19 protein-coding genes are annotated in these 21,760 nt (G+C 39.7%); all 19 read right to left on the minus strand.

What is annotated here, in order from left to right; all coding sequences use genetic code 11:
- Positions 1–20: 20 nt before the first annotated feature.
- The 19 genes from KO513_RS13465 to KO513_RS13555 all read right to left on the minus strand — a co-directional run bounded on the left by KO513_RS13465 (position 21) and on the right by KO513_RS13555 (position 21,532).
- Positions 21–1,088 carry a hypothetical protein gene (locus KO513_RS13465; protein ID WP_215913791.1) on the minus strand — a complete coding sequence of 356 codons (1,068 nt, stop codon included), beginning with the start codon at positions 1,086–1,088 and terminating at the stop codon, positions 21–23.
- A 289-nt stretch (positions 1,089–1,377) separates the two neighbouring features.
- Positions 1,378–2,982 (minus strand): M1 family metallopeptidase, encoded by a 1,605-nt coding sequence (locus KO513_RS13470; RefSeq protein ID WP_252735795.1) that lies wholly within the window; start codon positions 2,980–2,982, stop codon positions 1,378–1,380.
- 30 nt (positions 2,983–3,012) lie between these two features.
- Positions 3,013–4,293 (minus strand): argininosuccinate lyase, encoded by a 1,281-nt coding sequence (gene argH / locus KO513_RS13475; RefSeq protein WP_215913792.1) that lies wholly within the window; start codon positions 4,291–4,293, stop codon positions 3,013–3,015.
- A gap of 78 nt (positions 4,294–4,371) precedes the next feature.
- Positions 4,372–5,436, minus strand: a complete 1,065-nt coding sequence (locus KO513_RS13480; protein WP_215913793.1) for a M20 family metallo-hydrolase — start codon at positions 5,434–5,436, stop codon at positions 4,372–4,374.
- 2 nt (positions 5,437–5,438) lie between these two features.
- Complete coding sequence (argB, locus tag KO513_RS13485) at positions 5,439–6,212, minus strand: acetylglutamate kinase (RefSeq protein WP_215913794.1); 774 nt, start codon at positions 6,210–6,212, stop codon at positions 5,439–5,441.
- A gap of 4 nt (positions 6,213–6,216) precedes the next feature.
- Positions 6,217–7,152: an N-acetylornithine carbamoyltransferase gene (locus tag KO513_RS13490; protein ID WP_215437772.1), complete on the minus strand. Its 936-nt coding sequence runs from the start codon at positions 7,150–7,152 to the stop codon at positions 6,217–6,219.
- Between the two features lie 50 nt (positions 7,153–7,202).
- On the minus strand, positions 7,203–7,991 hold the full coding sequence (proB, locus tag KO513_RS13495) for a glutamate 5-kinase (protein WP_215913795.1): 789 nt from the start codon (positions 7,989–7,991) through the stop codon (positions 7,203–7,205).
- Positions 7,992–8,036: 45 nt separating this feature from the next.
- Entirely contained in the window at positions 8,037–9,236 is a 1,200-nt protein-coding gene (locus KO513_RS13500) for a glutamate-5-semialdehyde dehydrogenase (protein WP_215913796.1), read from the minus strand.
- Positions 9,236–10,360: an aspartate aminotransferase family protein gene (locus KO513_RS13505; protein WP_215914036.1), complete on the minus strand. Its 1,125-nt coding sequence runs from the start codon at positions 10,358–10,360 to the stop codon at positions 9,236–9,238. The genes KO513_RS13500 and KO513_RS13505 overlap by 1 nt, the downstream gene beginning before the upstream one ends.
- A 56-nt stretch (positions 10,361–10,416) precedes the next feature.
- Positions 10,417–11,217 carry a pyrroline-5-carboxylate reductase gene (gene proC, locus KO513_RS13510; protein ID WP_215913797.1) on the minus strand — a complete coding sequence of 267 codons (801 nt, stop codon included), beginning with the start codon at positions 11,215–11,217 and terminating at the stop codon, positions 10,417–10,419.
- 70 nt (positions 11,218–11,287) lie between these two features.
- Positions 11,288–12,262, minus strand: coding sequence for an N-acetyl-gamma-glutamyl-phosphate reductase (argC, locus tag KO513_RS13515; RefSeq protein WP_215913798.1), 975 nt, complete (start codon positions 12,260–12,262; stop codon positions 11,288–11,290).
- Positions 12,255–13,445 (minus strand): argininosuccinate synthase, encoded by a 1,191-nt coding sequence (argG, locus tag KO513_RS13520; protein ID WP_215913799.1) that lies wholly within the window; start codon positions 13,443–13,445, stop codon positions 12,255–12,257. The genes argC and argG overlap by 8 nt, the downstream gene beginning before the upstream one ends.
- Before the next feature lie 53 nt (positions 13,446–13,498).
- The gene (locus KO513_RS13525; protein WP_215437785.1) at positions 13,499–14,122 is read right to left on the minus strand and encodes a GNAT family N-acetyltransferase; all 624 of its coding nucleotides are present in this window, start codon (positions 14,120–14,122) and stop codon (positions 13,499–13,501) included.
- 218 nt (positions 14,123–14,340) lie between these two features.
- Positions 14,341–15,702 carry a mannosyltransferase gene (locus tag KO513_RS13530; protein WP_215913800.1) on the minus strand — a complete coding sequence of 454 codons (1,362 nt, stop codon included), beginning with the start codon at positions 15,700–15,702 and terminating at the stop codon, positions 14,341–14,343.
- 79 nt (positions 15,703–15,781) lie between these two features.
- Positions 15,782–17,266 (minus strand): cellulose synthase family protein, encoded by a 1,485-nt coding sequence (locus KO513_RS13535; protein WP_215913801.1) that lies wholly within the window; start codon positions 17,264–17,266, stop codon positions 15,782–15,784.
- 1 nt (position 17,267) lies between these two features.
- The gene (locus KO513_RS13540) at positions 17,268–17,963 is read right to left on the minus strand and encodes a glycosyltransferase family 2 protein (protein WP_215913802.1); all 696 of its coding nucleotides are present in this window, start codon (positions 17,961–17,963) and stop codon (positions 17,268–17,270) included.
- Between the two features lie 80 nt (positions 17,964–18,043).
- The gene (locus KO513_RS13545) at positions 18,044–18,526 is read right to left on the minus strand and encodes a toxin-antitoxin system YwqK family antitoxin (protein ID WP_252735797.1); all 483 of its coding nucleotides are present in this window, start codon (positions 18,524–18,526) and stop codon (positions 18,044–18,046) included.
- A gap of 67 nt (positions 18,527–18,593) precedes the next feature.
- Positions 18,594–20,174 carry a 4Fe-4S binding protein gene (locus KO513_RS13550; protein ID WP_215913803.1) on the minus strand — a complete coding sequence of 527 codons (1,581 nt, stop codon included), beginning with the start codon at positions 20,172–20,174 and terminating at the stop codon, positions 18,594–18,596.
- A gap of 11 nt (positions 20,175–20,185) precedes the next feature.
- Positions 20,186–21,532 (minus strand): NAD(P)/FAD-dependent oxidoreductase, encoded by a 1,347-nt coding sequence (locus KO513_RS13555; RefSeq protein ID WP_215913804.1) that lies wholly within the window; start codon positions 21,530–21,532, stop codon positions 20,186–20,188.
- Positions 21,533–21,760 lie beyond the last annotated feature (228 nt).

A 21,760-nucleotide genomic window follows, 5' to 3' on the forward strand; every position in this document is an offset into this window, starting at 1 on the left:
TGGAGACTATATCCTATGGACTATTCCTCATTTAGAATAATATCAGCCAGAATTGCTTCTATTTCTTCTTCGGTAAGACCAGCGGTAATTTTAGAACTGTAGATAAAACGAATAATATCTTTTTCTACTTCTAGGAAATCATTTTCTGTACTAATTTGAGAGCACAAAAAGCTTCCTTCGTCTTCACATTTATTAGAATGTCCAAAACCTAGTGCATGCCCCAGCTCATGTTTTAAAAGTGCTTCGGCCGGGTTTGATATCCATATTCGGGTGGAGACCAAAACAGAATTTTCGGACGGGCTCATAGCAAAACCATGGTAATTCCCATCTTTAATTTCATCGTACATATCAGGCCAAACCCCTTCTACCTCTTCTTTACTGCCGTAAAATAAAATTGCATTGGCATCTTCGGAATTTTGAACTAACGATATGTTGAAATCTCCAGAAGAGAATAATGCATTGTACTGTTTTAAGACGCTTTCCGTAGTAGTCTCATATTGTTCTGAAATGGTTCCGGTGAGATACAATTTCATAGAGTTTGCCCATTTTTGGTTAAAGTCTAGAGGAATGTTACTATCTCCTTTCCAATAGGTTAAATGTTGGGTGTAAGCAACAACTTCCTTTTGTTCGTCCGTCAGAAGTGTAACTTCGTCTACATTGTTAATTGCTAGGTCATAACTCTTGTCAACTATAGTTTTACCGTCAAATGCAGAGACCATAAACGTGTAGGAATCCTTTGTTTCAAAGTCTAGTTTAAGCAGCGGACCCATTATGATTTCACCGGTAACTTCATCAATTACAAGATCGGCACTAGACTCTATGGAGTAAGTTATTTCATCTTGGTCATTATCGGTAGCAGTTACAAAACCAATAGAACTGGCAGCTAATGAGTGCTCATTTATTGAATAGTTGGCTGCTTCAAAAACAGGAATTGAATTTGTGTTTTCCGAGGTTGTTTCTTCGGTCTCTTCCTCATTTTCGGATGTTGTTTTGGTAGTTTCATTAATTGCATCCAGGGTATCTTCTTCCAAATCAGTACTGCAAGAAAATATACAAAGGGAAATTAGGGGAATGAAAATTCTTTTCATGTGGGGTAGTAGGTTAAAAATGGTTGGGTATTGGTTAATTGGTATTTAAAAGTATAAGAATGGTATTCTGTCGAAGAATTTTTGTTGTGAATACTATAATTTACAAGGTGAGTTTGTTAAAACTATAAGTGTGAGACATATTTGAATAGGGGAAATATGACTACAACATTGATTTTTAGAGGAGTAAATAGTTCTAAAAAAACAAAAGATTATTGTAAGATAAATCCACCTCCCTAGTATTATGTTCAAGAGGGAAGGAAGTTAAAGCGTAGAGTGGTGGTGGGTATATTTAGTTGCTTTTCTCTTCAAACAGCAACCAAGATTCCGGGTCTAGAACAACATCATCCGGTTGGTAGTCTAGTTTTATGGTCAAGTTTTTTCTGGCGTTTTCCATATTCATTTTGTAGATGACAATTTCCCCGTCTTTAACAAGACCTATTTCAATGGGAAATTTAAAAATATGATGCTTTTGAACTTGAGTAAGATTAATTTGTAGATTCTTCTTATTGTAGTTCCAATCCCATTTAAGTTCTGGATAACCCTTTATAAACAGCCACTGCTGAAAGAACGACTCAAGGTCTTCCCCTGAAGCCTGTTCCATTATTTTCCGAAAATCGACAGTCATTGCATTGGAATTCCGAAAAGCCTTGTAATAAGCCTTAATGCCTTTCCAAAAAATCTCATCGCCTAACTTATGGCGCAACATATTCAATACCCAACCCCCTTTTTGGTAGGTGTTTGTGCTTAAAACCTTCATTGGGTCAGTAATGGAAGGGTCTACAATGGGTGATGGGTTCTTTTTATAATACTCAATGATTTGCTTACGGTCAAGTTCTAATTCCTCTTTTCGCTTGTCATTACCATACACGCTTTCTTGATAAAGGATTGCGAAATAGGTAGCGAAACCTTCGCTGAGCCAAACATGGTTCCAATCGTTTTCACTGGCAGAATTACCAAACCATTGGTGGGCTATTTCATGGGCGATAAGTCCTTCCACTTCGTTTTTTCCGGTTACGGAATTTTCAAAATAAGCAATAGCGCCTGCATTTTCAAGACCTCCCCATTGGGTCTTGGCCTGCATGTTGGCCAATTTGGCGTAGGAATACGGACCAATATTATCAATAAAATATTTCAGTACTTTGGTAGCTACACCATAGTCCGAGAATCCGTCCAACCGATTTTCTGGATAGACCCATGCCGAAACGGAAATGTCATACACCTCGTCCAACAGTTTGCTTGCAAATTTCGTAACCCCAATGGTTACTACTTTCATGGCAACGGGAGCGGGTTCTTTGTAGGTAGTCAATTTTAATCCGTTGCCTAAATTGCTTTCTTCTATTTTTTCGCCAGTGGCCACTACATCATAATGGTCGGGAGCGGTAATCCTAAATTCAATAGTAGCTTTGTCCGATGGGTGGTCTACCGATGGAAGCCAGTGCCGTGCCAAATTGGGCCAGTTGTCACCAAAAAAAGAACGTTGCCCAAATTTAGTGGTGTCAATGACAAGGCCTCTCTCAGGAATGCCTTCATAAACCACTTTATAAGTTCTTGTTTTTTCTTTGGATGCAGATGGCGTTATGTTTATTTTGTTTTGCTCGTAGCTATAGATAGCTTCTGTGTCTCCTTCAAAAACATGGGTCACTTGCATGCCATAGGTATCTCCTTTGGCGATGAGGTCCAATGCAAACGGATTCACTTCGTTTTTAAAATCAACAGTAATTTCAGCTTCTCCTTTTATGCTATTGGATGCATCATTTAAAGTAAGCCCAAAAACGTAAGCCTGTACATCTGCAGAAGTGTTTCTTTGGTAGGTGTCTTGGGCGTTTATACTTGGCCCTATCACCATGATTAAAATAAAGAGACAAAAATGGAGGTACTGTATTTGCGTTTTCATGAAGCCTGGTTCTATAATATGCCTAGCAATTTAAGAAATCTTGTCCATCTTCTCTTTAATCTCCTTCAAACATAAATTACCTAAGCTACCTTCATGCGTATGATGAATATCTCGCTTTGGCTTAAAGGTGCCTTCTTGAATTTCTTGCCCCATTTTTTTGTAGGCATCTCTAAAGGGTAACCCGCTTTGTACCAATTCGTTCAATGTGTCTACACTAAAGAGATAATCGTATTTCGGGTCTTCCAAAATGCCCTTGTTCACCTGCATTTCTTTAAGGCTGAAAGTAAGAATCTCAATACACGCCTTCATGTCCTGAATGGCGGGAACAATAATTTCCTTTACCAATTGCAGATCACGGTGGTATCCGCTCGGTAGGTTGTTGATAACCAAAGTCAACTGATTGGGTATACTTTGTAGCTTGTTACATTTACCTCGAACCAGCTCAAAAACATCAGGGTTTTTCTTGTGTGGCATAATACTACTACCGGTGGTCAACTCATCTGGAAAGGACAGAAAGTTGAAATTCTGACTCATGTATAAACAGATGTCCATGGCCAGTTTTGATAAGGTAGCGGCAATATTTGCCATTCCAAAAGCAGTGGCTTTCTCCACTTTGCCACGGCCCATTTGAGCGGCAACAACGTTATATTTTAATGTCTCGAAATCCATTTCTTTAGTCGTAAAACTTCGGTCTATTGGGAAGGAGCTTCCATAACCGGCTGCACTTCCTAAAGGATTTTGGTCTGCTACCTTATAAGCGGCATCCACAAAATATAAATCATCTATAAGACTTTCTGCATAGGCGGATAACCACAGCCCAAAAGAAGATGGCATTGCAATCTGTAAGTGAGTATATCCCGGAAGCAAAACGTCTTTGTGCTTTTCTGCAAGTTCCAAAAGCAAATCAAACAACTCCTTGGTGCCTGATTTTATTTCTGAAAGTTCGTTTTTCAGGTATAGGTGCATGGCCACCAAAACTTGATCGTTTCTAGACCGTGCAGTGTGTATTTTTTTACCGGTGTCGCCTAATTTTTCAGTGAGTACATATTCTATTTTTGAGTGCATGTCCTCAAACGAATTTTCAATTACGAACTCGCCTTTTTCAATGGTTTCGGCAATGGCATCCAATTCTTTTACCAAGTCCGTGGTTTCCTCATTGGTGAACAGTCCTATTTTACCCAGCATTTTGGCATGTGCCTGCGAAGCGATAACGTCGTATTTCGCCAAGTGTAAATCAAGCTCACGGTCGTTTCCAACAGTGAAATGGTCTATTTTTTTATCGGTGCTAAAACCTTTGTCCCAGAGTTTCATTTTTTTTAGTATTAAGTAGTTAGTATGGAGTACTGAGTATCAAGATTAATCTCAATACTCAGTACTTTGTACTAATAGCTATTTTATAAATCCTTTCAATAAATTAATGTACAAATCTATTCCGTCTTCTATTTCTTTGACGTAGATGTATTCATCTGCCGAATGTGATCGTGTGCTGTCTCCAGGTCCTAATTTTAGGGACTGACAGGTTAATGCGGCTTGGTCCGAGAGTGTAGGGGAGCCGTAGGTTTTTCTCCCCAATGCAATTCCCGATTGCACTAATGGATGATTTTTATCAATAGCCGAAGAATTCAATTTTAATGAGCGCTCCTTTAATTCACAAGGTGCTTCTTTCTTTAGAATTTCAGCAATTTCTCCGTTGGTGTATTTGTCGTTTACACGCACATCTATAACCAAGTCTACCTGTGCAGGAACCACGTTATGTTGTGAGCCTCCGTTAATTTGTGTAACAGTTAATTTTACGGGGCCTAAGGCTTCTGAAACCTTATCGAACTTATAGTTTTTGAACCACTCCAATACTTCAATAGTGTTGTAAATGGAGTTGTTATCGTTGGGGTGTGCGGCATGTGATGGAGTGCCTTTTATGACCGCATCAAAAACGACCAATCCTTTTTCAGCTATGGCCAAATCCAACAAAGTAGGTTCGCCTACAATGGCAACATCAATCTTTGGCAGGTGTGGTAGTAGTCCGCGTAGGCTGTTAGGGCCTGAACTTTCTTCTTCCATGGAAGCTACCATTAGAATATTATGATTTAGGTTTTCCTCCGCATAATAGTGGGTGAACGTTGCAATAAGGGAAACCAAAGCGCCACCCGCATCGTTACTGCCCAAACCATAAAGTTTTCCGTCTTCGATGTGTGGGTTAAAAGGGTCTTTGGTATAAGCCGAATTCGGTTTTACCGTATCATGATGCGAATTTAGAAGCAAGGTAGGCTTGCTTTCATCATAGTGTTTGTTTACCGCGTACACATTGTTTAAGTGACGTTTAAAAGGAATGTCAAAAGCTTTGAACCAGTTTTCAATGGCGTCCGCAGTTTTATCCTCTTCGGATGAAAACGATTGAATCGAAATCAGTTCCTTTAATAAGTCTATTGCCTTTTGCGTTAATGCTGCTTGTTCCATTTTTATAGCGTAAGTGTCGTGAATAAAGTGGATTTAGGGTCTAACATGCCTATGTCTCCAATGCGTACCTGATGTACGTTTTGTTTAAGGGCGTGAAAGCAATTTTCCATTTTTGGGAGCATGCCATCTGCTATAATTTTCTGCTCCAGCAGGGTTTTGTAGGATTCGGTATCAATATGCTTAACTACGGATTCCTCATCGGCTACATCCATAAGGACACCCTTTTTCTCAAAACAGTAATAAAGTGTGGTTTCGTAATTAGAGCTCATGCCAATGGCCAACTCGGAAGCTATGGTATCTGCGTTAGTGTTCAGCAATTGTCCCTTACCGTCATGCGTCATCGCACAGAAAACGGGAGTGAGACCTGCTTCTAGAAGCTTTGTAACAACCGTTGCGTTGACACCATCAACATCTCCGGCAAAACCATAATCAATGTCCTTTACAGGTCTTTTATGAGCTTGAATGGTATCTCCGTCCGCACCGCTAAGTCCAATGGCATTACAATTTAAGGATTGTAGCTCCGCTACGATATTTTTATTGACGAGTCCGCCATAGACCATGGTAATCAGCTCAAGGCTTTTTTCATCTGTAATACGGCGTCCGCCTATGAGTTTGGATTCTATACCTAATCTTTTGCCCAATTGGGTGGCCAGTTTGCCACCGCCATGAACCAATATTTTTGGGCCTTCCAATTCGGAAAAAGCCTTTAGGAATTTAGAGAGTTCTTCTTTGTTTTCAATGACGTTACCGCCTATTTTTATAATAGATAACTTCATGGGTTTACTGTTCCAATATTTTCTTCAATACAATTTGTGCGGCGTAAGTTCTGTTGTTGGCCTGTTCTATGACCAAAGATTGGTCGCCATCTAGGACAGCATCCGCAACTACTATGTTTCTACGTACCGGTAGACAGTGCATAAATTTAGCGTTACCCACTTTTTCCGGGGTCATGGTCCAGCTTTTATCTTGGTTTAAGACTTTGCCGTAATCGTTGTAACTGCTCCAGTTTTTTACGTAAATGAAGTCGGCATTTTCGCAAGCTTTGTTTTGGTCGTACTCAATAGTTGCTCCTTTGGTGACTTCTGGGTTCAATTCGTAGCCTTCCGGATGTGTAATTACAAAATCGGCATCTTGCAAATGCATCATTTCTACAAATGAATTGGCTACGGCATGAGGTAATGCCTTTGGGTGAGGTGCCCAAGAAAGCACCACCTTAGGTCTTGTTTTAGTGTTTTGTTCGGCCAAGGTAATAGCATCGGCCAAAGCCTGTAACGGGTGGCCTACTGAACTTTCCATATTTACAATGGGTACGCTAGCGTATTTTTTAAATCCGTTCAAAACCTTTTCGGCCTCATCTTCTTCTTTGTCCTGCAATCCAGCGAAGGCTCTAATGGCAACAATATCACAGTACTGTGATATAACTTGTGCCGCTTCTTTAATGTGTTCCGAAGTACCTTGGTCCATAACCGTGCCATCGGCATATTCCAAAGCCCACCCTTCACTTCCAAAATTCATGACAATTACCTCCATTCCAAGGTTCATAGCTGCTTTTTGGGTGCTCAAGCGAGTACGGAGACTGTTGTTGAAGAATAACAACCCAATAGTTTTGTCCGAACCTAAGCTCTTGTGTTTCCTTGGGGCTTCTTTTAAATTTCGGGCCTCTTTCACCCAGTTTTCCAACGAATCTATGTCTTGTAAAGAAAGGTAATGTTTCATTTGTGTTCTTTTCTCTTGCTATTCTATTTTTTCTGTGGATGTTATCTACATCAATGGTCCGCTAAAAAGTGACCGTCTTTTGTCTTTATTTTGGTATGCTTGCCCGTCCCCTCAAAAGCATCGGTTATAAAACTGTCGTTAAGTCCGTTTACGATCCAAGTTTCAATACCGGCCTTTTGGGCAATGGTAGCCGCTTCCACTTTGGATTGCATTCCTCCGGTACCGTGCGATGATTTGTGCGAGCTTATTTCTTGTTGCAGACTATCAATGCCCAATACTTCTGCAATGGTGTCCGGTTTTCCGTTTTCTATGGAAGTTTTGGTATATATCCCATCCGTATTGGTGGCAATCATTAAAAGGTCCGCTTTAAGCAAGGCAGCCGTTAATGCGGCCAGTTTATCATTATCGCCAAACTGAATCTCATCTGCCGCAACCGTGTCATTCTCATTAATGACAGGAATAAAATTATTGCTTACCAAAATGTCTATAGTATTCTTGATATTGGCTTTTGATTTTGGGTTCTCAAAATCTGAATACGATAAAAGACACTGTGCGGCAAAAATCCCTAATTCCCTAAAGCTCTCTTGGAACATACGCATTAAATGGGGTTGGCCAATAGCGGCCAATGCTTGTTTTACGTTGATTTCCTCTCCGTTGTGCTCCAATTTCACGAACTGCTTTGCTGCAGCAATGGCTCCGGAACTTACAATGACAAACTCATAATCGTCCTTAAGCAATGCTATCTGCCTACCTATGTCCTCTATTTTTCCTCGGGAAATCTGATTGGTTTCCTTGGTAAGGGTGTTAGAGCCTATTTTTAATAAAATCCTTTTTTTCATCAGGTATTCTTTTTCATCTGTTGGGAGATAAAGGGGAGTTGAAATTTACCCTCTAATTTGCCCGGTTCCTTTTACATACCACTTATTGGTCACCAAATGCTGAAGGCCAATAGGTCCTCTTTGGTGCAATTTATCGGTGCTGATCGCTAGCTCGCCGCCTAGGCCAAATTGTCCTCCATCCGTAAAACGGGTAGAAGCATTGTGGTAGACTGCTGCCGTATCTACGTTGTTCATAAAATATTCCGCGGTTTCGTTATTTGCGGTAATAATGGATGCTGAATGCCCACCACCATAAGTGTTTATGGTTTTAATGGCTTCTTCAATATCCGAAGACTGGGCAATGACAATCTTATAATCCAAGAATTCTTCGTACCAAACCTGTTCGTCTTCTATGGTCGTAGTGCCTTCCATACCGGAAAAAGGCTCGTTGACCAAAATTTCCACATTACTTTTTTTAAGCTCTTGGATAAGGTGACTTAATAGTTGTTGTTTACGCACTAGATTTGATGATATAAGTACTTTGTCCAACGCATTACATGCCGATATTTTGGTGGTTTTGGCATTGATTATGATATCAATGGCCATTTCCAAATCAGCTTCCTTATCTACGAACACAAAATTATTTCCACGACCACTAACAATAACAGGGCAGGTGGCATGCTGTTTTACAAAAGCGATTAGCCTTTCGCCACCTCTAGGTACAATAAGATCTACCTTTTGGGTAGGTTTTTCTAGGAAAGCCTGTGTTTCCGTTCGGTTGAATTGCAGATAGGTAACCCAATCCGCATCGGCCTCATTAGCTTCTAGCGCCTTGTGCCATAAATCTACCAATAGCAGATTGCTGTTAAGCGATTCTTTTCCACCTTTCAATAAAATCTTGTTCCCTGATTTAAATGCGATTCCAGCAGCTTCGATAGTAACATCGGGTCTGGATTCATAAATAATAAGAATCGTTCCAAAAGGAGCTGTCTTATTGCTTACCTGCATACCGTTCTCGTGCTCAAAACTAAAGCGTTCCACACCTAGAGGGTCCTCTTGCGCCGCTAGTTGTTGCAGGCTCAAAATCATACCGTCTATTTTACTTTGGTCTACTTTAAGGCGGTCGCGCATGGCAATATCGTCGCCCGTATAGCCGTCCATATCAATTTTATTGGCAGCTAAAATCGCGGTCCTTTCTTTGTCCAAAAGTTGGGCCATATCAGAAAGTAAGGCGTTACGTTGTTTTATGTCCAGTAATAAGCTCATTACAATTCTGCTTTTAAGGCGGTGAAAAAAGTATCTAAATGCGCTTTGGTAATATTCAAGGCAGGAAGGACTCTTAAAACATACTTGTCCTTGGCACCTCCTGTAAATAATTGTTGGTTATGGATTAACCTCTTCCTTAAATCGGCTACTTCAAAATCAAACTCAAGACCTAACATAAGACCTCTACCTTTTACTTTTTTAATTTGAGGTATTTCTGCGGCCAAGGTTTTAAAATAACCTTCTAAGTCCGCCGCGTTTTCTATAAGTTTTTCTTCTTCTAAAACTTCTAAAACCGCTAGTGTGGCTACGGAAGCCAAATGGTTTCCACCAAAGGTGGTACCCAGTAAACCATAAGAAGCTTTAATGTCTTCATGAATCAATATACCACCTACAGGAAAACCGTTACCCATACCTTTGGCCACCGAAATAATATCCGGTTGTATGTTATGATGCTGAAAAGCGAAGAATTTTCCGCTTCTGCCAAAACCACATTGCACTTCGTCAGCAATCAATACCGATCCGTTAGCTTTGGTAAGTGAAGCGATTTGCTGATAAAATTCCGTAGTAGGTTCGTCCAAACCACCAACACCTTGAATGGTCTCTATAATTACCGCACATACATCTCCCTTTTCTATTTCATTTTGAAATGCTTCCAAGTCGTTCAACGGAAGAAAAGTAACCTTCTGCTGTAAATTGATAGGAGCGTTTATTTTTGGATTGTCCGTAGCGGCAACGGCTGCGGAGGTACGACCGTGAAAACCGTTGGTAAATGCGATAACCCTAGATTTTTCAGTATGGAAAGAAGCTAGTTTTAGCGCATTTTCATTGGCCTCTGCACCGGAATTACATAAAAAAAGATTATAATTTTCACAGCCCGAAAGCTCCCCTAATTTAGTTGCCAGTTCTTCTTGCAAAGGGTTCTTTACCGAGTTGCTGTAAAACCCTATTTTATTTAGCTGGTCCGTAAGACGTTTTACGTAATGTGGATGAGAGTGGCCAATGGAGATTACGGCATGACCTCCGTAGAAATCAAGGTATTCCGTTCCTTTATCATCGGTTACTACTATCCCCTTTGCAGAAACCGGGGTTACATCGTATAATGGGTAAACATCAAATAAATTCATAACTTTTACTGTTGAGCTGATCATAGCTTCTTGTATTTTATTAGAGAGGCCGCCCTTTACAACTGGTTCTCTTTAATTCTACTGATTTTTTCATAGGATGCTACTATCCCCTGAATAAGGGAAGAGCTAAGACCTTGGTGCTCCATTTCATTTAGACCTTGAATGGTGCAACCTTGGGGTGTGGTAACCCGGTCAATCTCCGCTTCCGGGTGACTTCCGGATTCAATTAACAGGCTGGCTGCTCCGCTACAAGTATGCATGGCCAATTCCTGTGCTTCCTTGGCATCAAAACCTAACTGAATGGCACCTTGGGTAGTGGCGCGGATCAAACGCATCCAAAAGGCAATACCGCTAGCGCAGATTACCGTTGCGGCCTGCATTTGGGTTTCAGGAATTTCCATGGAATGTCCCATGCGATTGAAAATAGCCTTAGCCAATTCAATCTTCTTTTTGCCCTTTTCATTGCTACAGATACAGGTCATGGATTGCCCTACCGAAATAGCCGTGTTGGGCATACTTCTTATGATATTGCAGTCCTCACCAAGAATATCCTCCATTTTAGCAATACTAAAACCGGTTATAGTAGAGATGACCACGTGTTTTTCCGTAAGTAGGTCTTTGGTGCTTTCCAAAATTTTTTCCAATTGAGCGGGCTGCACGGCCAAAATAAGGATATCCGAATTTTCAACCGCTTCTCTATTGTCCGAGGTAATGGTAACATTGCCGTAGTTGGCATATTCCTCAATTTCAGCAGTATTTCTTTTGGTCAGGTACATGGTTGTAGCACCGTTGGAATTTAAAATTCCCTTAGCAATGGAAAGTCCTAAATTTCCTGCTCCTATAATGGCTATTTTCATTTTTAATTTTTTGGTTGTTTCCGTTACTGTTCGGTAGAACCGCATTACGGAAATAGTTTTCTATTAATCGTTAAAAAACGCCGGCTTTTAAGTTAAGGCCCGTACCTTCTTCAAAGCCAAAAATTAAGTTCATGTTCTGAACCGCTTGGCCTGAGGCACCTTTGAGCAAATTGTCTATGGCCGAAGTGATAAGCAATGTGTTTTTATGCTTATGCAAATGGATATGACACTGATTGGTGTTTACGATCTGTTTTAGATGGATGGGCTCTTCGGCAACTTGCGTGAACTGAGCATCTGCATAAAAATCCTTGTACAGGTCAATAGCTTCCTCTAGAGTACCGTCATATTCTGTATACGCAGTGGCAAGAATGCCACGGGTAAAGTTGCCGCGGTTAGGCAGAAAAAATAGTTCACCTGAATTCGCTTGCAATGACTTTAGGCTTTCGTTTATTTCGCCTAAATGTTGATGGGTGAAAGGTTTGTACCAGCTCACGTTATTGTTTCTCCAGCTAAAATGAGAGGTGGCAGATGGACTTACACCCGCGCCTGTACTACCTGTAACTGCATTGATATGAACGGCCTGCCTTAATTTGTTGGCTTTTGCCAAAGGCAAAAGACCCAATTGTATGGCGGTAGCAAAACAGCCTGGGTTGGCAATATAGTCAGCCTTTTTTATCTCTTCTTTTTTGAGTTCGGGAAGTCCGTAAACAAATTTTCTTCCTTCAAAAACAGCATCGGCCTGTAATCTGAAATCGTTGCTCAGATCAATTATTTTGGTGTCTTTTGAAAACTCGTTTTCCTGTAAAAATTTGGAAGAATTACCATGGCCCAAACATAGGAATACAACGGCTACATTAGGATTGATGGTACCGGTAAATTCCATATCGGTCGTGCCCAACAAATCGGCGTGTGCCGTGGTAATTTTTTTTCCTGCTCTGGTGGTGCTGTAGACAAAATCTATTTCAGCTTCAGGATGGTGCAAAAGAATTCTAATGAGTTCCCCGCCCGTGTAACCAGAACCACCAATAATACCTACTTTAATCATTTTTCTGGTTTACGTGGTTATATATTTTTCCTGAATTGGAAAGTATTTTAATAAACCCTTTGGCATCATCTGCAGACCACCCTTTGTTTACTTCACCGTAGCTTCCAAAAGCATCGGTCATTAAATCATGTTGAGACGAAATTCCGTTCAGTCTAAACTGGAAAGGATATAGGCTGATGAAAACATCACCTGAAACCGTTTTTTGGGTATCGGTCAAGAAGGCTTCTATGTTTCTCATTACAGCATCCAAATAGTTGCCTTCGTGCAATAGCATACCATAGAAATTACCTTGTTGCTCCTTTTGGAACTGTTGCCATTTGGTAAGCGTATGTTTTTCCAGTAAATGGTGTGCTTTTATTATGATCAATGCAGCCGCAGCTTCAAAACCAACCCTACCTTTTGTACCAATAATGGTATCACCTACATGAATATCTCTCCCTATAGCATATTTAGAAGCCATGGCCTCCAGCTTTTCTATATTTGCAACAGGACCGTCCTTGGCACCATCAATAGCTACTAATTCTCCTTTTTCAAAGGTTAGTTTTACATCTGTAGGTTCCTTTTCCTGCAATTGACTTGGGTATGCGCTATCCGGTAAAGCTCTTTGTGATGTTAATGTTTCTTCACCACCCACGGAAGTACCCCAAAGGCCTCTGTTTATAGAGTATTTGGCCTTTTCCCAAGGATAATCTACACCATTCTGTTTTAGGTATTCAATTTCGGCCTCCCTGGCTAATTTGTTATCCCTAATTGGAGTGATTATTTCAATTTCAGGGGCAACGATTTGGAAAATCATATCAAACCTAACTTGGTCATTACCTGCCCCGGTGCTACCGTGGGCAATATAATTGGCGCCTATTTTTTTAGCGTAGTTTACGATTTCTATTGCCTGTACAATTCGTTCCGCACTTACAGAAAGAGGGTAGGTGTTATTTTTTAGAACATTACCAAAGATGAGGTACTTAACTACTTTGTCATAAAATGTCTGAACGGCATCAATAGAGGTATAGGAACTGGCCCCCAATTGTAGTGCTTTTTCTTCTATGGAAGCAATCTCCTCTTTAGAGAAACCACCTGTATTTACACTTACTGCATGTACGTCAAAACCTTTGTCTTTTGATAGGTATTTAGCGCAGTAGGAAGTGTCTAATCCGCCGCTGTATGCTAAAACTAATTTTTTCATTTTAAAACTGTATTGTCTGGGCCATAATCAGATGATCCATTGGCCTGTTATGGTTATTCGTTTGTTTTCTTTTTTAGGAAAAGCGATTCTTTAATGCTTTTAAGTCTTTGGAAGGCTTTGCTGTTTACTTGTTCTTTTTCCACCTTTTTTTCTTTGACGGTCGCATCATACAGCATACCTGTGCAAAGGCACATTTTACGTTCTGTGCGGGTAAGAATATCAAAGTTCTTGCAGGTCTGGCAGCCTTTCCAAAATTCGGGGTCGTCCGTTAGTTCAGAAAATGTAACCGGTTTGTAACCAAGTTCGTAATTCATTTTCATTACGGCCAAGCCCGTGGTAATACCAAATATTTTGGCATCCGGAAATTTCTCTCTCGAAAGCTCGAAAATTCTTTTTTTAATTTTTTTGGCCAATCCTTGATTTCTATAATCAGGATGAACAATTAGGCCTGAGTTGGCCACGAATTTTTCGTGTCCCCAAACTTCTATATAACAGAAGCCAGCAAACTTGTCTCCGTCTAGGGCAATAACGGCATTGCCGTTTTCCAAACGTTTCTGAATGTATTCCGGTGTACGCTTGGCTATGCCTGTGCCTCTTACCTTAGCAGATTCCGTAATGGTATCGCTAATGATCTGGGCGTATTTAACATGTGACTTGTTAGCAATAATTAGTTTCATTGCCAAAAGGATTTAAACTGTAAAAAAAAATGAATTGTTGGTCGTTGTGCGGAAATGGACTCACCTATTTCCATGAAATATGAAACACCCTTACGGGCGACGGCGACGAGAAAACGGGCGAACTGGAGCAAGGTTGCTCAAAGTTTTAGATATGTGTCTTTGTCCTTTCATGGAAGGTCAAATGTACAAGATTATGCCGAAAGTATAAAGGTGTGAGGTTAATTTTTACGAAAAATAACAAATTGTTGTTTTGAGTTAAAAATTTCGTAAATCAAAAATACATATACGGAAATATACTCAACGGCAATTAAACCAACGTTTTCTTTAAAATCTACTTTTGAGTAGGCGTAATAGCTTAGAATTACCGTTGCGGACCAAAGTACGGCATATTTATAATGGGTGAAAACCCCAAGAACTACCAAGAAAATAATGTACCAAGGATGTACCGTGGCGGACATAAAATAGTACAGGGTAAGTACGGCCAACATTGAAGTAATAAGTACGGATACTTGTTGGTTGTTCCTAAAGAAAGTAAAGAACAATACGGATAGAATAGTAATTACCGGAGTTATTTTACCGTATGTTTTTATAAGCTCCCAAGGTTTTCCGTCAAATTGAACGGCAATGTATTTTATGGCATTGTATAAACCGGCGTTGAATTCAAAATTAGAAAACCATAGACCTACGGTTTTAGAGTAGTTGGCTATAAATTCTGAGGCGTAAAAGGGAGTAATCAAGAAAAGGCACGTAACACCAATTATGGCGTAGAAACTTATACTTTTTTTAAACCCTAGATGTTTTAAGAATAGGGGAAGGAATAATAGCGGTACCAACTTTACGCAGATAGACATGGCATAAGGAATAGCCGCCAAGGCCCATTTTTTAATAGATAACAAATACAGGGCCCATACGAAAAAGAAAAGCATGACCCCTTCAAAATGAAGATTTCCCGTAAGTTCAATAATTACTAAAGGATTAAGAAAATACCAAAAAATAAGGTGAGGAGAGCGGTTAAGATGTTTTAGCAATTTTCTGCCAAAGTAAAAAATACCAATATCCGATAAGATAATCATGGTCTTAAGAACCAGCACGGAACCCATGATACTTTTGCCGCCCAAAATGGAAGCAATGGCAAATAATAATTGGTTTAACGGTGGGTAATTGCTAAAGTGTTTTGCGCTTAAACTACCCATACTGTCATAAAGAGTTTGGGCATTGGGTATTACCAAATCACTTTGGGTAATTAATTCATTGGGAACTTTTAAGTAGGGGTTAATAAAATTGCCCACCAAGTGACCGTCCCATATAAAACGATAGTAGTCTTGAGAGAGATTAGGTTCCGTTGTTAAGAAAATCAACCGAAAAAGAATACCAACTACAAGAAGGAATTTAAAGTTCCACTTTTCAAACTGTATGAGTTTATAACAGATAAAAAAGGAAGCGGCAAAAAGTGTAAGCAGTCTAATGAAGTCCGTTCGCACTAACTGAAAAGCGAAGGTATAATATAGAATGGCACTCAAAAGAGCCAATACTATGGGCACCTTGTGTAATTTCCAGTATGTGGTAAGTCGGTTAGACATTTAACGGTTTGTTCCTATCATCGAAAAAATAAGAAAATTAAATGACATGTGGTCTTTTTGCAAGAATAGATTCTTCGCGTTATGCACGTGAAGTTAAAGACTTGGTGAAAACAAATCCAAAACCTATAAAAAGCATAAAATGAAAAGGGAAAAGTCCAAAATCGTTCAAGGGAATGGCGCTATACATTCCGAAAAGGAAATACACCATTAGAACAGCTTCAAGAATCATGTTTGGAGATAATTTCTTGGTAAGGTACTTATTACCTTTCCAAGAATCCGTAAGGTTATTCAAGTTGAATTTTGGGGTACGTACAAATTCGCTTCTTTTTCCCATATGCCCTTCAAGAACAGCAATTGAATTGTGTAAGGAGAAGCCTAATGCTACAGAAAAGAAAGTAAAGAACAATTTTATATAATCTACAAAATTGTCAAAACTGCTTCCTTGGATACTCTTATAGGTAAACCAATAACAAACAAAAAGAATAATAGTGCTCAGTACAAAGAAACTCAATAGGGTAAAAACAATATCAAGCTGCGGGTATATGGCTTTTATGTACATGGCCGGTATACTCAGTAACGAAACCAAGAAAACACACAGAAACATAGAACTGTTCAGTAAATGCATTACCCCATGAAATTTGGTCTTGAACGAAATGTTCTTGGCCGTAACTACGTTAAAAACCGTTTTTCTAAAGTTTTCTGCACCCCCTTTGTTCCATCTAAATTGTTGTGAACGAGCGGCGCTGATAACTACAGGAAGTTCAGCTGGTGTCTCAACATCTTCAAGATATTTGAATTTCCAGTTCTTTAATTGGGCACGGTAGCTAAGGTCAAGGTCTTCGGTAAGCGTATCCCCTTCCCAGTTTCCTGCGTCTATAATGCATTCTTTACGCCATATTCCGGCAGTACCGTTAAAGTTTATAAAGTGTCCTTTTGCGTTTCGGCCTACCTGTTCCAAAGTAAAATGGGCATCCAAGGCAAAGGCCTGTATACGGGTTAGGGTAGAGTACTCACGGTTAATGTGGCCCCAACGTGTCTGTACCACGCCAATTTCCGGATCTTTAAAGTAAATAACTGTCTTTTTTAACCAATCGCCGGATGGCATAAAATCTGCATCAAAAATGGCGATAAACTCACCTTTTGCAATTTCCAGTCCTTCTTTTAATGCTCCCGCTTTAAAACCCTGGCGATTTTCGCGGCGTATATGTTGAATGTCAAGACCTGTTTCCTGCAAGGCCCTTACCCGTTCTGCGGTATCGTTTACAGAATCGTCCGTAGAATCATCAAGCACCTGAATTTCAAGTTTACTTTTAGGGTATTCTATTTTTGCAATGTTCTCTAGCAACCGTTCCATAACGTACTCCTCGTTATAGACAGGCAGCTGTATAGTAACATAGGGAATCTCCTTTGGGTCAAGAAGATTGAATTTTGGGGCAATTTGGTTGCGCCTTTTGTATCCTAGGTAATTTACCAAGAGGTTAAGTTGCGCCAAGCTGTAGAAGAATATCAATAGCAGAGCTACACTATAGATTGCGATAATAATGTAAGCAATAAGTAAACCCATATTATTTTATGCTGTATTTAAAAATCCAACCTAATATTTTTATGCCCGCAAATATACTACCTTTTACGGTACCGGAAACTTTTGACACGCCAATTCTTTTTTTGTAACGTACTGGTATTTCGGTATATGCCAACTTTTTCTTTAAAGCCTTTAATTGCATCTCTACCGTCCACCCGTAAGTTTTGTCTTCCATGTTGAGCGCTAATAACTTATCATAAGCTATAGCCCTAAACGGACCTAGGTCTGTAAATGTTGCGCCAAAGAACAATTTCATTAAAAAAGTGGCCAGCCAGTTCCCAAAAATTTGTTGTGGGGTCATGCTGCCTTCTTCTCTTAGTCGTTTTACGCGCGCACCAATTACAAAATCTACATCTTTATTCAGTATTGGAGTTACAAGCTTATCAAGTTCTTCTGGATAGTCTGAATAATCTCCGTCAACAAATACGATAATATCAGGTGCTTTGGATTGTTTGGCAACATAGTCCATACCCTTCAAACAAGCGTAGCCATACCCCATTTGGCTCTCGGTCAATACAGTAGCTCCCGCCTTAGTTGCATTTTCTACTGTTTTATCTGTGGAATTATTGTTTACGACAATTATTTCAGATACCGATTTTGGGATGTCACCAATCACCGAAGCTATAGAATCTGCTTCGTTATATGCAGGAATAATGACTTTAATGTCTGGTTGTGGCATTAGCGAAAGGTGTTGAAAGTATTGGGCTCATTGTGTCATAAATCTAAAAAGAAGGCCCTTTTAATAAAGGCCTGAGAAAGTTATTTAAGGTCGGATAAGTTGTTTTCGCGCCTAAAACTACTAAAACTAAACCATTCCTTAATTTTTTTACCGTTTTGGTATTTTTCAGCCGAGGTCAACTTCTCATTGATGTATTTAAGACAATATCCATTTTTCTTACCATTAATTAACTGGCATTTGTGGTTCACTTTTCCCATAGAATCATAGAAAAGCCACCAATTGGATTTTTTTCCGTTTGTATAGTGGCCCTCTTGTAGAGGTTTGCCATAACTATCATAAAAATGCCAGTAGGATGTGCGTTGATTGTTTTTGTAGAGCCCTTGCTCTGCTAGTTTTCCGTTGTTGTGGTAAAACTTCCAAAAATCCGTTTTTTCACCGTTTATTAACCAACCTTCTTCTTTAATGTTTCCTGTTTGATAGTATTCTTTATGGTATACCGCATCTCCTTTGGACTGTAGTCCAAATAAAACAAGAGCGGCCATAAGAAATAGTTTAGGAAACATTTTTTAAAATTGTTTAATTATAGTCGGTTTATGAACGGGAAACTAACAGGAACAAGGGGTGTTTCTATTATTTTTTGTTTACCAATTCCATTAAATCAACATCATTACCCAATAATACTTCGGTAGGGTTGATACGGCCTTCTTCGGGTCCATTCTCCAATTTCAGCACTCCACGTGGGCAAACTGCGGAACAAATACCACAGCCCACACAACTAGAGCGTACAATATTTTCTCCTTTTTGGGCATACGCACGTACATCAATACCTTGCTCACAATAGGTAGAACAATTTCCACAGGAAATACACTGGCCACCGTTGGTAGTAATTCTAAAGCGGGATTTAAAACGTTGCACAAAACCAAGGTAAGCAGCCAATGGGCACCCAAACCTACACCATACGCGGTTACCAAAAATAGGATAGAACCCAGTTCCGATAACGCCTGCAAAAACAGCACCAATTAACAAACTATAAGTATTTTGGACGCTTTGGGTCTTAATGCCCAATACGGTACCGGATTCGGCAAAGAAACTATACAAGGTCATGCCTGTCATGACCACGGCAAACAATAGGACCCCATGTATTAACCAACGTTCTACTTTCCAAGAGAATAATGATTTGCTTGAGTGTTGGCGGTAAGGGTCACCTAACGTTTCGGCCAAACCTCCACAACCACATACCCAAGAACAATACCATCTCTTTCCAAAGAAATAAACCATAACCGGCACAATAACCAAGGTAAGGACAACACCCCATACGAGAATGAACAATCCTATGCCGCCACTATTAAGTAATGATTTTAAATTCCACTGAAAAAAGAAATCATAGTCCAAAGGAAATGCGTTCTTAAAATCATAGTATGGCATTTGTAAGCGTACCATTATTTCAGGAATTAAGAAAGCAAACACTATCTGGAAGAACAGTACAGATGTTGTACGCACCATTTGGTATACATTATGACGGTATTTAATGTACATACGTACGGCCATAACGGTCATTACTACACAATACATAAAACCATATACAAACCAATGACCAGCAGGGTTGCCACTAAGACTTTCGCTTATTGGGTCAACTAAAAAGGTCCAGTTTACGGCATATTCAGGACTAAAGTATAAGACCAAATAAAAGGAAACCAGGAATATGAACACCATCCAAGCAATCCACCCCTTGTTTGTAGAGCTCTCATGGTAAACACCATCATTTTTGATGCCTTTTTTACCTAATAGGATAACATTGGGCAGAATGAACATTAATGCTCCAATAATACCCAGGCCAAAGGTAAAGAACCACATAAGGCCTTTGTTTTGAGCTATAAAACCAGTGCCGGATTTCTTCCCGATCAAGGCGGCCATATCGTGGCCACTGGTATAGATTACTTTTTTGTATTCTTTATTTTTTTTGTGCTGTGCGTTGGCGTTTTCCAAAGCCGTGGTAATGGCCGGGGATAGACTCAGCATACCATTGAATTCTTTGCCTACTACGTTTTGGTTAATAGTTTGGATAAAAGCATCACTTTTAATGTTTTTCTCCTTGATTATTTCTTCAAACGTGTTTTGGTCTAATTGATAAGTACCTATAACTGGTATCACCGTAAAAGTGGCCAGTCCTATTAAGAAGATGACCAGTCCTATATTTTTTATTGCTTTCATTTTGTATTTGGTTAAGCTTTACTAAAAATTCGTTTCCAACTTTTTTTCTTAACGGATAAGCTGGTGTGCATAACCGAGTTGTATTTTGAAATAATTTGTTCTTCGTAGTGCGAATAGAATTCCGGGTCAAAATTGGCATCCTTAAGGTATTGCATCACATAATCTACGTCCCGTTCCTCGGTTAGCCAGCGGTTAAATATCTCATGCCGCATACGAATGCCAAAGGTGTTGATGCCCAAAAACGTATTGGTGTCTTTGTGGTAGGCTACCGTAATGCAGATGTTTTCTTTTGCGTGGCGCCAATGAAAGTGGCTTTCATATTCTTTTTTGATTTTTTCACTAAAAACCCAACCGTAGGTTTGGTATTCTATGTCTAGGAATTTGGCGGAGTTGAACCAATGACCAGGATTATATGATCTTGGGTTGCCACAAATGGTCTGGGCTAAGGTTTCTCCCATCATACGGCCGGTATACCAAACCGCTTCTATAGGTCTCCTGTTGCCAATGCCTTCATGCTGCTCAGCGCAATCACCTATGGCATAAATGTCTTTTATATTGGTTTCCAGAAGACGGTTTACCTTGACGCCTCTACCAAGCTCAATGCCCGAATCCTTAAGGAAATCTATGTTAGGGGAAACACCAGCTGTTAAGCCTACCACATTACATTCTATAGTTTCGCCTTTGTCCGTAGTAATGGCTTTGGCCCTTCCATTTTCATCTGCTATAATTTCAACTAGATTGGTCTCCAGTTTTAAATCAATATGATGGTCTAGAATATGCTCGTTTATCATTTGAGATTCGCCGCTGGGCAAAACCCCGTTCCAGAAACTGTTTTCGCGTACTAGAAAGGTAACCGGAATTTTACGTGAACGTAGCATTTCTGCAAGTTCTATTCCAATGAGGCCACCACCCACGATAACCGCGCGATTGCAGACTTTGTTGTTTGGGGCGTTAGCTTCGATCATGTCCAGATCTTGTTTTGAGTATAAGCCCTGAACCCCATCTAAATCTTGACCCGGCCAACCAAATTTGTTAGGTTTTGAGCCGGTGGCGATAATCAACTTATCATAAGTTAGTTCCTTGCCTTCAGCTAATACCAATGTTTTTCTTTCATGGTCTACGTTGGTAACAAAACCTTTTACCAATTCTATTCGGTTTTTCTTCCAGAACCAATTTTCGTAAGGTTGTGTATGTTCAAACTTCATGTGGCCCATGTATACATACATTAGGGCAGTACGAGAAAAGAAATAATCGGTCTCGGCCGATACGATGGTAATTTTTTTATCGGATAATTTTCTAATGTGCCTTGCAGCGGTTACACCTGAAATTCCGTTACCAATAATGACGATATGCTCCATAATTTAATTCGGTTGTTGCGGGTTCTGTCGTTTTTAAAGGTAACACCTTAATCGCCTTATCTAATTTAGAAACGTTTTAAATTTTTGAGGTGTTTGTAAGGTTTTGGGAGGCAAACCGAACTTGTAGGGCCTTGATTTTTAATTTTTTACAAAACTCTTAAAAAAATCATTTTTTTTGTATGGATGTTAAAATTGTCTCGACCTATGCGACAAGAATAACAACAAAAA

It is taken from the genome of Zobellia sp. B3R18, assembly GCF_018860715.1.
GTDB classification, from domain to species: Bacteria; Bacteroidota; Bacteroidia; order Flavobacteriales; family Flavobacteriaceae; genus Zobellia; species Zobellia russellii.